Source organism: Acinetobacter sp. CAU_H_78 (assembly GCF_058599365.1).
Map to the genome: position 1 here is coordinate 1,303,546 of NZ_CM178652.1, position 15,398 is coordinate 1,318,943.

General features: G+C 43.4%; 17 protein-coding genes. 10 read left to right on the plus strand and 7 right to left on the minus strand.

Features of this window, described 5'->3' with window-relative positions:
* Nucleotides 1-278: 278 nt before the first annotated feature.
* The 4 genes from AC4MCD_RS06380 to AC4MCD_RS06395 all read right to left on the minus strand — a co-directional run bounded on the left by AC4MCD_RS06380 (nt 279) and on the right by AC4MCD_RS06395 (nt 3,485).
* Nucleotides 279-1,178 carry a LysR substrate-binding domain-containing protein gene (locus tag AC4MCD_RS06380; protein ID WP_419364800.1) on the minus strand — a complete coding sequence of 300 codons (900 nt, stop codon included), beginning with the start codon at nt 1,176-1,178 and terminating at the stop codon, nt 279-281.
* Nucleotides 1,179-1,265: 87 nt separating this feature from the next.
* Nucleotides 1,266-1,970, minus strand: coding sequence for an SIR2 family NAD-dependent protein deacylase (locus AC4MCD_RS06385; protein WP_491876754.1), 705 nt, complete (start codon nt 1,968-1,970; stop codon nt 1,266-1,268).
* A gap of 19 nt (nt 1,971-1,989) precedes the next feature.
* Nucleotides 1,990-2,922: an alpha/beta fold hydrolase gene (locus tag AC4MCD_RS06390; protein WP_419364797.1), complete on the minus strand. Its 933-nt coding sequence runs from the start codon at nt 2,920-2,922 to the stop codon at nt 1,990-1,992.
* 14 nt (nt 2,923-2,936) lie between these two features.
* Nucleotides 2,937-3,485: a PadR family transcriptional regulator gene (locus AC4MCD_RS06395; protein ID WP_419364795.1), complete on the minus strand. Its 549-nt coding sequence runs from the start codon at nt 3,483-3,485 to the stop codon at nt 2,937-2,939.
* Between the two features lie 166 nt (nt 3,486-3,651).
* On the opposite strand from AC4MCD_RS06395, the gene AC4MCD_RS06400 reads away from it, so the two are divergent.
* The 3 genes from AC4MCD_RS06400 (at nt 3,652) to AC4MCD_RS06410 (ending at nt 7,518) form a co-directional block, all read left to right on the plus strand.
* Nucleotides 3,652-5,676 carry an oxidoreductase gene (locus tag AC4MCD_RS06400; RefSeq protein WP_419364793.1) on the plus strand — a complete coding sequence of 675 codons (2,025 nt, stop codon included), beginning with the start codon at nt 3,652-3,654 and terminating at the stop codon, nt 5,674-5,676.
* A gap of 255 nt (nt 5,677-5,931) precedes the next feature.
* Nucleotides 5,932-6,342 (plus strand): nuclear transport factor 2 family protein, encoded by a 411-nt coding sequence (locus AC4MCD_RS06405; protein ID WP_491876755.1) that lies wholly within the window; start codon nt 5,932-5,934, stop codon nt 6,340-6,342.
* Between the two features lie 69 nt (nt 6,343-6,411).
* Nucleotides 6,412-7,518 carry a YheT family hydrolase gene (locus AC4MCD_RS06410; RefSeq protein ID WP_419364791.1) on the plus strand — a complete coding sequence of 369 codons (1,107 nt, stop codon included), beginning with the start codon at nt 6,412-6,414 and terminating at the stop codon, nt 7,516-7,518.
* A gap of 61 nt (nt 7,519-7,579) precedes the next feature.
* Here AC4MCD_RS06410 and AC4MCD_RS06415 read toward each other — a convergent pair whose 3' ends face one another.
* Complete coding sequence (locus AC4MCD_RS06415; protein WP_491876756.1) at nt 7,580-8,014, minus strand: hypothetical protein; 435 nt, start codon at nt 8,012-8,014, stop codon at nt 7,580-7,582.
* A gap of 231 nt (nt 8,015-8,245) precedes the next feature.
* Here AC4MCD_RS06415 and pyrG point away from each other — a divergent pair, with 231 nt between their 5' ends.
* The 7 genes from pyrG to AC4MCD_RS06450 all read left to right on the plus strand — a co-directional run bounded on the left by pyrG (nt 8,246) and on the right by AC4MCD_RS06450 (nt 14,925).
* On the plus strand, nt 8,246-9,886 hold the full coding sequence (pyrG, locus tag AC4MCD_RS06420) for a CTP synthase (RefSeq protein ID WP_180054055.1): 1,641 nt from the start codon (nt 8,246-8,248) through the stop codon (nt 9,884-9,886).
* A gap of 31 nt (nt 9,887-9,917) precedes the next feature.
* Nucleotides 9,918-10,775, plus strand: a complete 858-nt coding sequence (gene kdsA, locus AC4MCD_RS06425; protein ID WP_004783756.1) for a 3-deoxy-8-phosphooctulonate synthase — start codon at nt 9,918-9,920, stop codon at nt 10,773-10,775.
* A 44-nt stretch (nt 10,776-10,819) separates the two neighbouring features.
* On the plus strand, nt 10,820-12,109 hold the full coding sequence (gene eno, locus AC4MCD_RS06430) for a phosphopyruvate hydratase (RefSeq protein WP_034171067.1): 1,290 nt from the start codon (nt 10,820-10,822) through the stop codon (nt 12,107-12,109).
* Between the two features lie 7 nt (nt 12,110-12,116).
* Nucleotides 12,117-12,506, plus strand: a complete 390-nt coding sequence (locus AC4MCD_RS06435) for a septum formation initiator family protein (protein WP_419364788.1) — start codon at nt 12,117-12,119, stop codon at nt 12,504-12,506.
* Complete coding sequence (ispD, locus tag AC4MCD_RS06440; RefSeq protein ID WP_491876757.1) at nt 12,475-13,188, plus strand: 2-C-methyl-D-erythritol 4-phosphate cytidylyltransferase; 714 nt, start codon at nt 12,475-12,477, stop codon at nt 13,186-13,188. The genes AC4MCD_RS06435 and ispD overlap by 32 nt, the downstream gene beginning before the upstream one ends.
* Nucleotides 13,189-13,288: 100 nt before the next feature.
* A complete protein-coding gene (rodA, locus tag AC4MCD_RS06445) occupies nt 13,289-14,428 on the plus strand; it encodes a rod shape-determining protein RodA (RefSeq protein WP_034171070.1) in 1,140 nt (379 codons plus the stop codon).
* A 137-nt stretch (nt 14,429-14,565) separates the two neighbouring features.
* The gene (locus AC4MCD_RS06450; protein WP_419364784.1) at nt 14,566-14,925 is read left to right on the plus strand and encodes a hypothetical protein; all 360 of its coding nucleotides are present in this window, start codon (nt 14,566-14,568) and stop codon (nt 14,923-14,925) included.
* A 48-nt stretch (nt 14,926-14,973) separates the two neighbouring features.
* Here the strand turns inward: AC4MCD_RS06450 and AC4MCD_RS06455 are convergent, their stop codons facing one another.
* Both AC4MCD_RS06455 and cydX read right to left on the minus strand, forming a co-directional pair.
* Complete coding sequence (locus AC4MCD_RS06455) at nt 14,974-15,276, minus strand: cyd operon YbgE family protein (protein WP_159123153.1); 303 nt, start codon at nt 15,274-15,276, stop codon at nt 14,974-14,976.
* A gap of 3 nt (nt 15,277-15,279) precedes the next feature.
* Nucleotides 15,280-15,381, minus strand: coding sequence for a cytochrome bd-I oxidase subunit CydX (gene cydX / locus AC4MCD_RS06460; protein ID WP_004783742.1), 102 nt, complete (start codon nt 15,379-15,381; stop codon nt 15,280-15,282).
* Nucleotides 15,382-15,398 lie beyond the last annotated feature (17 nt).

The following is a 15,398-nucleotide window of genomic DNA, read 5'->3' on the forward strand; positions in this document are numbered from 1 at the left end:
ATGCATTGAAATACAGTAGCTTACATAAATTACAGCTTGCTTGCTATTAGTGACGAAAGCTTACAAAACACTACATGAAGAAGTGGTTTAACCAGCCAAATCCTCTTAATCTATTTATAGTTAGTTGATGTTTGCTTTGTTAGATTTCTGATTGCTGTATATTAGATTTGGCTTGGCGGTAGTAGTTTCCTTTCGTTCACTTCATGCTGTAGTGAATCGTTTTTATTAGCTCATTTTTCCCCAAGAATGAGCTATTTTTTTTGCCTGAAATATTCCTTTTATACAAGATGCAGGTGTTCAACCAGATAATCAATAAATACCCGTACAGCTGGTAACAGACCACGACGGGAAGGATAAACCAGATGAAAAATGCCATGAGCAGTTTTCCAGTCTGAAAGTACCCGAACCAGTTCGCCACGTTCTACATATTGCTGCACGACATTATCGGGCAGTAATGTAATACCACAGCCTGAAGCTGCCAGCTGTGCCAGCATATTCAGGTCTGATCCCATTACGGTGGGGCTGATCCGGATTTTCTTCTGTTGCTGTTGCTCATTCTGCAATACCAGGAACTGTTCAGTATGTTCCTCAGCCATGCTTAAAATTTTATGTTCAGAGAGTTGTTCAGGCGTTTTCAGATCGCCAAATTCGTTTAAATAGCCCTGACTGGCAAACAGATGCTGTTCAATTTTTTCAAACTGACGAATCACTAGATTTGGATCGTCATCCAGGCTAGAGCGCACGCGTAAAGCCAGATCAAAACCTTCATTAATAATGTCCACACGTCGATTAGTGATCATCATCTGGACTTTAATTTCAGGATATTTTTTCAGGAAATCCGGCAGGATTTTTGCCATTTCATTCTGGGCAATGGAGACGGGCAGGCTCACTTTAATGGTGCCACGCGGTTCAGTACTGAGATGATCCACCAGATCATGGGCGGCCTGTGCTGCACTGAGCATCACTTGTGCATGTCGATAGATATTCATTCCAATATCGGTGACTGCAAAATGACGAGAACTACGTTGAATCAGGCGGACGCCAAGGCGTTCTTCCAGATTATAAACGCGGCGGCTGAGCTTGGATTTGGGAATATCAGTAGCACGTTCGGCTGCACTGAAGCCGCCATGTTCCACGACCTGCGCAAAACAGTAAAAATCATCCAGATCAGTCAGCATCGTTTAATTCCATTCCTGCAACAATAGGCTGATTAAAAAATGATTGTTGCATACTGTCAACTATAGAATACGAATTTTGAATGATGACTAGATCTCGGACTCAAGTAATTTAAGTAAGGTTTTCATGCCTTCTGTGGCCGTCTGGGAAATCTTGTGAAACTGAGCAGGTAAGTGCTGTTGATCTGCTTTAGGATCAATATAGTAAGCTGTACAGTGAGCTGGAATCTCATGGATTAAGCCAGCAACAGGATATACTTGTAAGCTGGTTCCAATGACCACAAAAATATCAGTATCCTGTACACAATCTTGTGCTTCTTCATAAGCTGGTACGGCTTCGCCAAACCAGACCACATGTGGACGTAATGGATAGCCCTCCTTACAGAAGTGTTTAGTTAAATCTAATTCAGTCCCTTCAATCGGATAAAACTCGGTGGTGTACTGGCAATTCGGGCCTGAGGTTTTGGCTAGGCGGATATTGCCATGCAGGTGAATGACCTTGGAACTTCCGGCACGTTCATGCAGATCATCAATATTTTGAGTAATCACATGGACATCAAAATCATCTTCGAGTTCGGCAATGAGTTGATGAGCTGCATTTGGTTGTGCTTCCAGAATATTTTTACGTCGAGCATTATAAAAGCGTTGCACCAGTTCCGGATTTTTAGCCCAAGCCTCCGGTGTGGCCACTTCTTCTATACGATACTGTTCCCAAAGCCCATCACTATCACGAAAGGTGTTGATCCCACTTTCCGCACTCATACCAGCACCTGAAAACACCACCAGTTTTTTCATGATTTCTTCTCCTGAGTCTTTAGGCCGCTGAAGAGCTGGACTGTAAATTTTCTTTCAGAAAGATGCCGAGCTCCCTGGCAAATTTGAGGGGCTCGGTCAGTAAAGGGGTATGGCCAGATTTTGTGAAAAGTACCTGTTTAGCCTGAGGCAGGCTTTGGGCAATCAGGCGCTGACCTTCAACAGGATAGAGTTTAGACTGCACACCGCTAAAGAAAGTCACCGGACAAGTAAGCTTCGCCAGAGCTTCACGATAATCTTCCTGATGATATAAATAATTATTGATATACCACATCATATAGTCTACCCGGCTGGAAGGCAGGAGCAAGCTTTGCAGACGAGGTTGATTCAGGATGAACTTAAACACTTTTAAACTGGCAGGACGATCATTTTGTAGCTGGATAAAGCGCAGCCATAATGCTGCAATTTGCTGACGTACTGAATTATCCAGATCCCGAATGAATTCAATCTGCCGATGTTCTGCAAGTAATGTTGAAAGCTGCTGTAAAATTTCAATAAATTCCTGATGGCGTGGACCAAAAAGTCCAAATACCCAGGCATCATCGACCGAAATCTTCGGTGTTTGGTCAATATGCAAATAAGCTGCTATATGTTTGGCAAAATCCCCATAGCACAAGCCATGCATGGTGGTGGTTGCGCCCATAGAGTAAGCAATCACAATAAATTGATCTAAATTGAGCTGCTGGATCACCGACTGAACATCAAGCCAATGACTGGAAATTGCATCCAGGTCTTGCGGGATTTTGCAGTGACTAGACGCTCCAAAACCACGCCATTCAGGAATAATAAAGCGGAAATTTTTCTGATGTGGATAGAGAAAAGCTGCCCATTGCCAGCTCAACATGCCCAGACCTGATAGGACCAGTACCGGTTGACCCTGACCGTATTCACGTACAAATAACTGTTCGCCATCTGGCATGGTATAGAAGGGCATGCATATCTCCGTATTTATAATTTTTTTACATCGAATTGTTTAAGTCTGGGAATAACCTGTTCCAGCCAGGCAATCCAGCCCAGTTCCTGATCAATACCCAGTTGCAGAATCATTTTATGAATATACAGGGTTCGGTCATTTTCGTCAGCTTGAGCAAAGTCTTTGGCGAAAATTTGCAGATAGGTTTTAAGTTTCTCTTTATGTATTTCTAGATGACGTTCCAGTTCAGGTAAGGTGCTGTTGCCGCCAAGCTGGGCTTCTGCACGCAGACGAACCATCAGTTCTTCACGAAGCTGTGCAGGTGAACTATGTTCTAACATCCAGTTAGCCAGTTCTTCACGGCCGAGCCGTTCTACTTGATAGGTTTTTTTACGGCTATGAGAATCTTCCTCTTCTATGGTCGAAATCCAGCCTTTTTGCAGCATGGCATTCAGTTCACGATAGATCTGCTGATGGGTGGCATTCCAGAAGAAGCCCATGGAGCGGTCAAAACGGCGCGCCAGTTCAATGCCGGTGCTCGGTTTCTCAATCAGGCTGGTGAGTAAAACATGTGATAAAGACATAAACGTCTCAAAAAAGTGACTCGGGATTATTATGCAACATGTTGCATAAAAATCAATTCTGCACTATAAATTAGTGCAACAAGTTGCATAAGGCTGCTGCTTGATGGAAATAAATCAGTCAGCCTGAATAAAAATAGCCAGCACATCTGCACGCTAGGGAGTTGAAATGTCTAAATATCCGAATTTACTTGCCCCACTGGATCTGGGTTTTACCACGCTTAAAAACCGTGTCTTGATGGGCTCCATGCATGTGGGCTTAGAAGAAGCACCGGGTGGTTATAATCGGATGGCTGCCTTTTATGCAGAACGTGCCAAGGGTGGTGTGGCTTTAATCGTCACGGGTGGTATCTCACCGAATGATCATGGCGTCACTTTTCAGGGTGGTTCCAAACTCGACACCATTGAAGAAGCTGAAAAGCATAAAGTGATTACCCAAGCTGTACATGAAGCTGGCGGGAAAATTGCCATGCAGATTCTGCATACCGGCCGTTATTCTTATCAGGCAGAAAATGTCGCGCCGTCTCCAATTCAGGCACCGATTAATCCAGTCAAACCGCATGCTTTAAGCTCGGCTGAAGTGCAGCAAACCATTGATGATTTTGCCAACTGTGCCAGACTGGCTCAATACGCTGGTTATGACGGTGTTGAAATCATGGGCTCAGAAGGTTACCTGATCAATGAGTTCATCGCAGCACGTACCAATCATCGTGATGATGAATGGGGTGGCAGCTATGAAAACCGTATCCGTTTCCCGATTGAAATTGTACGCCGTACCCGTGAAATGGTCGGTGAAAACTTTATTATTATTTATCGTCTTTCGATGCTGGATCTGGTTGAAGGTGGCTCAACTCTAGAAGAAGTAATCCAACTGGCCAAGGCCATTGAGAAAGCGGGCGCGACAATTATCAATACCGGCATTGGCTGGCATGAAGCGCGTATTCCGACCATTGCCACCAAAGTACCACGTGCGGCCTTTACTTGGGTTACGCGCAAGCTAAAAGGTCAGGTGAATATTCCTCTTATTACGTCTAACCGTATTAATACCCCGGAAATGGCAGAATATGTCCTGGCTACAGGCGATGCCGATATGGTGTCAATGGCACGTCCAATGCTGGCAGACTCTGAGTTTGTCTTAAAAGCAGAACAGGGCCGTAGTGATGAAATCAATACCTGTATCGGTTGTAATCAGGCCTGTCTGGATCATATTTTCTCGATGAAAATTGCCACCTGTCTGGTGAATCCACGCGCGTGTTATGAAACTGAACTGATTTTTAAGGAAACCAGTGTTGCCAAAAATATTGCAGTGATCGGTGCAGGGCCGGCAGGTTTAAGCTTTGCTATCTATGCAGCAGGTCGTGGTCATCATGTCACTGTATTTGAAGCTTCGGCGCAGATTGGTGGGCAATTTAATATTGCGAAGACCATTCCAGGTAAGGAAGAGTTTTATGAAACTTTGCGTTATTTCAAACGTCAGATTGAATTGCAACCACGTATTCAATTGAAATTAAATTGTACCGCCACCTTTGATCAGCTGGTTTCAGCTGAATTTGATGACATCGTGGTTGCCACTGGGGTGACACCGCGTCAGCTCGATATCCCTGGAATTGATCATCCTAAAGTGTTGTCTTATTTGGAGGTACTAAGAGAGCGTAAACCAGTTGGTCAGCGTGTGGCGATTATTGGTGCAGGGGGTATTGGCTTTGATACAGCCGAACTACTCAGTCATGGAACTGAAAGTGGTAGTGTCAATCCGGAAAAATTCTATGATGAATGGGGAATCGACACTAACTATGAAAATGTCGGTGGACTCAAGACAGCCAATGTAGAACAACCTGAACGTGAAATTTATTTATTGCAGCGTAAAGCAGCTTCTGTTGGCTCAAGTCTGGGTAAAACCACAGGCTGGATTCACCGTACTGGCTTAAAACATCGTAATGTCAAAATGATTGCCGGTGCAAGCTATGAAAAAATTGATAATCAGGGCCTGCATGTGATGGTAAATGACCAACCTGCAGTGTTAGACGTAGATAATGTCATTATCTGTGCCGGTCAGGAATCTTATACTGCCATGTTTGATGAACTGAAAGCTGCCGGTAAAAACGTGCATCTCATTGGTGGTGCGAAAGAAGCAGGTGAGCTGGATGCGAAACGTGCGATCCGTCAGGGTGCTGAATTGGCTGCGGTGATTTAATTGATAAAACTTAAAAGATGACAGTTTTTGCTTTCATGCGAAATTGTCATGAAAGAAAGTTGATTAGCAACGTTCCCTCTCCTTTGTTAAAGGAGAGGGTTAGGGAGAGGATTCTATTCTGAAACACCAGAATCCCCCTAACCCTCTTTCTTGCGCTTCGACTTAAAGCAGTGCTTAAGTCTCGCTCAGGGGGAATTTCATTATTAAAACGAAGAAAGCGTATAGATAGAACTTTAAAAATAAAAGGAATCTAAAATGACAATTGAAACAACAAAACAGGCCATTACACGCTGGCATGAAATGTTAGAAACACGTGACATGTCCATATTGAATGAACTCCTCGCGGATAATGTCGTATTCCGCTCGCCCGTGGCTTTTCAGCCTTATCCCGGGAAACAGGTTGTATTTTTTATCTTGACCAATGTGATTCAGGTCTTTGAAAGCTTTACTTATCACCGCGAATTTCTTAGTGAAGATGGTAACAATGTTGTACTTGAGTTCTCAGCCAATGTCGGCGATAAGAAACTTAAGGGAATCGACATGATTCAGTTCAATGATGAAGGTCAGATCATTGATTTTGAAGTAATGATACGACCGAAATCTGGACTTGAAGCCTTAGCTATAGAAATGGGCCAGCGGATTCAGGCTTATCAGGCTAATACTTAATTTCCTAAAATTGATTCAAGTCGGCATGAAGTTTGTACATCACTGATAGAAAACTAGAGGGGAATACAGATGAAAATGTGGCTTAAAAAAATGAGTCAACTTTCAAGTGAATATCTGGACCGCTTTAGCGGAGCAGATCTTCCAACACTTTATTATAATCCGAATGGTTTATTTTCTGGTGTGATTGAACGTTTACCACTTTTAAAACAGAAATATCGTCCAACACCGTGGTTATCGAATGCGCATGCGCACATTCTATATCTGGACTTGATAAAAAAACGCACGATTAAGCTGCAATATGATGTGCTTGAGCAGCTGAATATGTCCGATGGCGGCATTACTGGCATTGCCTGGTATGGTTTAGATTTACCGCCAAGTACACCTACTATTGTGCTATTACATACCATTACCGGTTCTCCAGAATCCATGCGGGAGCTGGTACGTGATCTGCATAAATATACAGGCTGGCGTGTTGCCCTGTGTTTGCGCCGTGGTCATGCTGACCTGCCAATGCCTGTACCAAAAATGAATCTGTTTGGCTCTACTCAGGACTTGCGTGAACAGCTGCTCTATATTCAGGACAAGTTTCCTCAGTCCGATCTCTATGGTGTGGGTTCCTCTGCGGGGACAGGACTGTTGGTTCGCTACTTGGGTGAAGAGGGCGAGCAAACCCCGCTCAAAGCAGCCTTTGCTTTATGCCCAGGCTATAACACTGAAACCGGTTTTGCCTATGTACATCCGTTTTATAGCAAAGTCATGGCTAAAAAACTGATCAAACGTTTTATCCATCCTTATCAGGAAACCTGGCAGATTTATCCTTCATGGAAGCAATTGCTTGAGGTGAAAGACTTGTCTGAATTTGAACAACGCTACTATGAGCTGGCAGGTTTTTCAGACTATGAAAGCTATACAAAAGCCACCAATCCAATTTATGTCTTTGAAAATGTCAAAATTCCATTGATGATTTTGAACTCGGAAGATGACCCGGTCTGTCATATCCAGAATCTGGAACCGTATAAGGATACCATTCGAGCTATGCCGAATATTGTGGTCGTCACCACTAAAAAAGGCAGCCACTGTGGCTTTTATCAGGGCTTAATGCAGACAGAATCATGGGCCACTCGTCTGATGGCAGATTATTTACTGCAACTTTCCAATACTCCGACAGCAGCTTGAAAGAGATTTTTAAACCATAAAAAACCCAGCATAAGCTGGGTTTTTTTGATGAAGGATTATATTAGTTTTCAAGTGCTGGCATAGCAGCAGCAATCGCATCTGCAACTGCGTCATCTTCAGACTTGTTTGCAGAAGATGAATTGTTTTTAGGAGCGGCTGGTGTTGCTGCAGGTTTTGCAGGCTGCTCAGTACTTGAATTTGTTTCAGCTGCAGGCGCAGGCTCTGATTTTTTAACTTCACGGCGAATTTCAGTCGTAGTGTTCGCAGTTTGTTCGCGCTGGATTTCAACAGCCGGTGCTGCTGGTGCTTCTTCAACCGGTTCAACTGGTGTTGATTCTAATGGTTCAACAGGCTCAAGTTGTACAGGTTCCGGAGCAACCACTTCAGATGCTGGAGTAACTTCGGTTTGTTCTTCTTTTGGAGCTTCTTTTTTTACACAACCAGTCAGTGTAAGGCCAGTCAGGATCAGGGTACAGATTAAAAGTTTCTTCATCATCATTGCATCAAACAGAATAGTGTGGGGTGTGAATGTTCCTATTATAGCAGCAAAATGCAATATATAAATCATATGAACTTACTGTAATTTTTTTAAGGAATTGCTGTTAGAATAGTCAATTGTTTATTGTTCTTTGATTTGATGCGGATTGACTTTGCTTTATTGGTACAAGGTAAAGTAAAATTGCGCAACATTGCAGGCCGATTTAGGCTCGATTGTACGAGAAACCCAATGACCCATTTTATTTTCGTGACTGGTGGTGTTGTTTCATCACTAGGTAAAGGTATTTCAGCTGCTTCTGTTGCTGCACTTTTAGAAGCCCGTGGTTTAAAAGTGACCATGGTAAAAATGGATCCATACATTAATGTCGATCCAGGGACTATGAGCCCATTCCAGCACGGTGAAGTCTTTGTTACAGAAGACGGTGCTGAAACAGACTTAGACTTGGGTTACTACGAACGTTTCTTGCGTCGTGCGAAAATGACCAAACTGAATAACTTTACATCAGGCCGTGTTTACCAGGATGTTCTGAATAAAGAACGCCGTGGTGACTACCTGGGTGGTACTGTACAAGTTATTCCACACATTACTGACAACATTAAAGAACGTGTACTTCGCGCTGGCGAAGGTTATGACGTTGCGATCGTTGAGATCGGCGGTACTGTAGGTGACATTGAATCTCTCCCATTCATGGAATCTGTACGTCAGTTAATGGTTGAACTTGGTCATAAGCGTACGATGCTGATGCACTTAACGTTACTCCCATACATTAAGTCTGCAGCAGAATTAAAAACTAAACCAACTCAACACTCAGTAAAAGAACTTTTGTCTATTGGTATTCAGCCAGACATTTTGATCTGCCGTACTGAACATGATGTTGATGCAGATACGACGCGTAAAATTGCCTTGTTCACTAACGTAGAAGCGCGTGCAGTGGTCGTGTGTAAAGATGCACGTACGATCTACCAGATTCCACGTACTTTCTATGAACAAAATGTTGATGATCTTATCTGTGAACGTTTCGGCTATGACAATCTTCCAGAAGCAGACCTGTCTGACTGGGATAATGTGGTAGAAGCTTTACTGAACCCTGAATACACTGTTCGTGTGGCAATGGTTGGTAAATATGTTGAACTTCCAGATGCCTACAAGTCTGTGAACGAAGCACTTTTACATGCCGGTATTCAAAACCGCGTGAAAGTTCAGATCGATTATGTCAATGCTGAAGAGCTTGAAAGTCAAGATGTCAATGAAGTATTGAAAGATGCGGATGCGATTCTGGTACCAGGCGGTTTCGGTGAACGTGGTACTGAAGGCAAAATGAAAGCGATTCGTTTTGCACGTGAAAACGGTGTGCCATTCTTAGGCATCTGTTTAGGTATGCAGCTGGCTGTGATCGAATATGCACGTAATGTGGCGGGTATTACTGACGCAACATCGACTGAATTCAACCGTTCAACTAAATCTCCATTGATTGGTCTGATCACTGAGTGGTTAGATGAGCGCGGTGAAGTTCAACAGCGTTCAGTAGATTCTGATCTTGGCGGTACAATGCGTCTTGGTGCACAGAAGTCTGAACTGGTACCGGGTACCAAGACTGCTGAAGTGTATGGTGCGGATGAAATTATCGAACGTCACCGTCACCGTTACGAGATGAACAACCGTTATATCCCAGTGCTGGAAGAAAAAGGCATGAAGATTTCTGGTTATTCTCCGGTACAACACTTGGTAGAAACTGTTGAAATTCCTGCACATCCTTGGTTTATTGCAGTACAATTCCATCCGGAATTTACCAGCTCGCCACGTGATGGACATCCATTATTTGCCGGTTTCATTGATGCTGCGAAAAAACAGTACCAAAAAACCAAATAATGCGAGTTTAAGACACAACTAGGAAGTTTAAATGTCACAATTAAAACCACAAGAAATTGTACGTTTAGGCGATATACAAATGGCAAACCACTTGCCATTTGTACTATTCGGCGGCATGAACGTACTTGAGTCGAAAGACTTAGCTTTTGAAATTGCAGAGACGTATGTTGATATCTGCAAACGTTTAGATATTCCATATGTCTTTAAAGCAAGTTTTGACAAAGCCAACCGTTCAAGCCTGAACTCATTCCGTGGGCCTGGCCTCGAAAAAGGAATCGAGTGGTTAGCCGACATTAAAAAACATTTTAATGTGCCAATTATCACTGATGTACATGAGCCGTATCAGGCTGCTCCTGTGGCAGAAGTTGCTGACATTATCCAGCTACCTGCATTCTTAAGTCGTCAGACTGACCTGGTTGAAGCGATGGCAAAAACTGATGCCATCATCAACATCAAAAAAGCCCAGTTCCTTGCTCCGCACGAAATGCGCCACATTTTGCATAAGTGTCTGGAAGCAGGGAATGACAAGCTGATTCTTTGTGAGCGCGGTTCTGCCTTTGGTTACAACAATCTGGTTGTAGACATGCTGGGCTTCGACATCATGAAAGAAATGAACGTGCCTGTGTTCTTTGATGTAACGCATGCATTACAAACTCCGGGCGGTCGTGCTGACTCTGCCGGTGGTCGTCGTGCGCAGATTACTACACTGGCGCGTGCCGGTATGGCAACAGGTCTTGCAGGTTTGTTCCTGGAAGCTCATCCAAATCCGGATGTGGCAAAATGTGATGGTCCTTGTGCCTTGCGTTTATCTCAACTAGAACCATTCCTGGCTCAATTAAAAGAGCTGGATACTCTAGTGAAAGGATTTGAAAAATTAGATACCCATTGATGCAGTTTTAAGCATCCTGTTATTAATCAACTGAGGAATTGTTCATGAGCCAAATCGTTGACATTCGTGCACGTGAAATTTTGGACTCTCGTGGTAACCCAACCATCGAAGCAGACGTTATCCTGGCATCTGGCGTAGTTGGCCGTGCATGTGCACCATCTGGTGCTTCAACTGGTTCTCGTGAAGCTTTAGAACTTCGTGATGGCGATAAAGCACGTTACCTAGGTAAAGGTGTTAAAACTGCGGTTAACAACGTAAACACTCTGATTCGTGATGCGTTAGTGGGTAAATCAGTATTCGAACAAAAAGACATCGACAACACGATGATCGCTTTAGACGGTACTGAAAACAAAGAAAAATTAGGTGCAAACGCAACTTTGGCAGTATCTCTTGCGGCTGCGCGTGCTGCTGCTGAAGAAAAGAAAACTCCGCTTTACCAATACATCGCAGATCTTCGTGGTCAAAAGATTTTGACTATGCCTGTTCCAATGATGAACATTCTGAATGGTGGTGCTCACGCAGACAACACTGTTGATATCCAGGAATTCATGATTGAGCCTGTAGGTTTCACATCATTCTCTGAAGCGTTACGTGCTGGTGCTGAAATCTTCCATTCTTTAAAATCAGTTTTGAAGAAACAAGGTTTAAACACTGCAGTTGGTGATGAAGGTGGTTTTGCACCAAACCTTCGTTCTAACGAAGAAGCTATTACTGTGATCCTGTCTGCAATCGAGCAAACTGGTTACAAAGCTGGTTCTGACATCATGCTTGCACTTGACTGCGCATCTTCAGAATTCTACAAAGACGGTCAATACATTCTGGCTGGCGAAGGCAATAAATCGTTCACAAGCAACCAGTTTGCTGACTACCTTGCAGGTCTGGTAAACCAATACCCAATTATCTCAATTGAAGATGGTCTGGACGAATCTGACTGGGAAGGCTGGTCTTACCTGACTTCTATCCTTGGCGACAAGATCCAGTTAGTCGGTGATGACCTGTTCGTTACGAATCCTAAGATTCTTCAACGCGGTATCAACGAGAAAGTAGGTAACTCAATCCTGATCAAGTACAACCAGATCGGTACATTGACTGAAACTCTAGATGCCATCTACCTTGCGAAAGCAAATGGTTACTCTACTGTAATCTCTCACCGTTCAGGCGAAACTGAAGATTCTACTATTGCGGATCTTGCAGTGGGTACAGCGGCGGGTCAAATCAAGACTGGTTCACTTTGCCGTTCTGACCGTGTAGCGAAATATAACCAATTACTTCGTATCGAAGAATTGACTCAAGCTGCATATCGCGGTAAAGCTGAGTTCAAAGGTTTGAACTAAGCGACTTATGTCAATGTTAAATGTATTCGACTCCTTGATGAGTAAAGTACTGTTGGGCCTTGCGATCGTTCTGATCGCAGGGTTTCAATATTTATACTGGTTTGGTGAGGGTGGTTATAATGACCATCAGGCATTGACCCAGAAAATTCAGCAACAAGTAGAATTGAATGAAGAGCTAAAAGAACGTAATCGCGTTCTCGCTGCAGAAGTTTATGATTTGAAGAATGGTATTGAAGCCATCGAAGAATATGCCCGTCTCGATCTAGGTTTGATCAAGCCGCATGAAACCTTTGTACAAATGAGCACTATTAGTACTCAATATAAACCGATTTATCTTAATCCGAATAAAGTAGACCTGAGAACCAATGAATCAGCTGATGTTCCAACAACACCATAAATTGTGGGTCATTTTACCAGCTGCAGGTTCCGGTAGCCGATTTTCCAAAACCGAACTTAAACAATACCAGATGATTCAGGAACAAACCGTTCTTGAACATACGGTTGCACGTCTGAATCAATTGCCATTAGCAGGTTATGTCCTTGCGATTGGTGCGCAGGATGATGTTGCCAAGACTCTGCCATTTTCTCATCTGGATAAAGCACATTTTTGCTTGGGCGGTGCAGAACGCGTCAACTCTGTACTGAATGCCTTGCAATATTTATCTGAGATTGCTTCAGAAGAGGATTGGGTGTTGGTGCATGATGCTGCCCGTCCTTGTGTGAGTCAGAGTTCCTTGATTGATCTGGTCAATACTGCAACTGCAACCGATCAAGCGGCGATTCTGGCCATTCCGGTACGGGATACCTTAAAACGTGTCGTAAAGAATCATGATATTGAAACGACAGTAGATCGTTCGACATTATGGCAGGCACAAACCCCGCAAATGGCAAAACTGGGAATCTTGAAACGTGCCATTCAGCAGGCACTAGCAGATGGCGCTACCATTACCGATGAAGCCAGCGCACTCGAACATATAGATGAACCAGTTCAAGTAGTACAAGGTCGCTCTGACAATATTAAAATTACCTATCCAGATGATCTGGAACTGGCCAAGCTGATTCTGGCTGCCCAGCGCTAAATATATTGCAATAAAAATGGAATAAATCAGCCAATGGCGATTTATTCCGGAGCACTTTAACTTATAATTTTGCCATCATGAATTTTCTACCCGTGGGCCAATGATCCCTTCACAGCAGTATCGTTTTTTGCGGCAGTCCGCACGCGATGGACGTAGTATTAATCCCCAGAATGCCTCCCGATGGACCAAGTTACACCTTGATCCATGGCTGCTTTGTTTCCTGATTTTAAATGCGATCTTGGGTCTGATGGTGGTTTACAGTGCCACCTCTGAAGATTCCGGGATGGTGATCCGTCAGGCGATCAGTTTTGGTGTGGGCTTTGTGGTAATGTTTATCTGTGCGCAGGTGCCACCGAAGGTATATCAGGCTGCCAGTCCATATTTTTATATGTTCGGTATCTTTATGCTGCTGCTAGTCTTTGTGATTGGTGAAAAGCGCCTAGGGGCAACGCGCTGGATTACGTTGCCGGGTGTGGGAAGTATGCAGCCGAGTGAGGTGATGAAGTTTGCCATGCCACTGATGATGGCCTGGTATTTTGCCCGTAAACCTTTCCCGCCAAAGTTTCTGGATATTGTCGGTGCTTTGGTGATTTTAGGCGTGCCCTTCGTACTGGTGGCACTGCAACCCGATCTAAATATCGGTCTGGTGATTCCCGGGATTTTTGTACTGTTCCTGAGCGGCATGTCATGGCGTTTAATTGCTGGAGCCTTTGCTGCTTTGGCTATTGCAGTGCCGCTGCTGTGGATGTTCTTGTTGCAGGAATATCAAAAGAAACGGATTCTAACTTTATTCGATCCAGAATCAGATGCCTTGGGCGCAGGCTGGAACATTATCCAGTCCAAAATTGCCATCGGTTCAGGCGGAATTATGGGAAAAGGTTACTCACAAGGTACGCAGTCTCATCTAGGTTATCTGCCTGAACATCATACCGACTTTATTATGTCGACTTATGCAGAAGAATTTGGCTTTATCGGGGTGTTTCTGCTATTCAGCCTGTTTACGGCCATTATTATTCGCTGTTTGATTATTGGTATGAATAGCTTTCATAACTTTGGCCGTTTATATGCTGGTGCGATCGGACTGACTTTTTTCTTCTTTGTATTTTTAAACTCTGGCATGGTCAGTGGGATTTTACCTGTGACGGGTGACCCTTTGCCATTGATGAGTTATGGTGGTACAGCCGTGATTTCCATGTTGGCAGGGATGGGTATTGTGATGTCAATTCATACTCATCGGTAGAAAATTCAATGAAGTAAGTTTTCAAAGCCAGAGTAGTTCTGGCTTTTTTATTGCTCGTATTTATTAAAAGTAGCTTTATGTTATAAATATTCAAGAACTTAGATAAATCGTATGTAGTTTTTATTGTTGAGGGGAAAATGAATAAATTAATGATAACCATTGGAATTTTCGGGTTATCTGTTTCAGCTTGGGCCAAACCACTGAGTCAGGCTGAATTTAAGGCAAAAACCAAACAAAAATATGATGAGTTGGAGTTAAAACTTGCTGTATTGAACTCATCGGTAGACCGACGTGAGCATCCTGCACTTATGATTGCTAAAGCCTGTGAATATGCAACCGGTTTAAAGCAGTTAAAGCATCTATCAAAACAGAATCTGCATCTTGCGGCAGCGCAAGATGAATTCCAGTTTGTGAGTAAACTAGATAATCAGTTTACTCAATCTCTTCAGGATTTGGGAACTACCTATGAAACAGGCTGTGTTTCACAAAAAAAATAAAGAACAAAAAGCCCTCAAATGAGGGCTTTGTTTTTGGCTGTTTAATACCTAATTAAGAAACCAGGTGTAATAACCCCATAGCATTAACGGCCAAGCCAGAAACGGACTAAATAGCCATTTCCAGAACCAGTGCTGAGGGATAAAGCCAACCCCGTGAATAAAACCGCCTGAAATGCCGATCATGATAAACATCATGGCGCGGTGGCTATATTCCCCGTTGGCATCCAGCATTGCAGCAGGATGAACCAGCAACACCGCTGCGAGTGGAAAAGCCAATAGGCAAGAAATCACCATTGCAAAAGGGTTAGATTTTTTTTCTATCTTTACTTGTTCAACTGCAGCGTCTGTCATCTCTTATTTCTCATCCAGGTCTTGATGATTTTCAATATATAGTGCACTGAGTACACCGGCGAAACAGGCCATCAAAATGCCGAGAATCCATGCGAAATACCACATAATTTTATCTCCTAAGA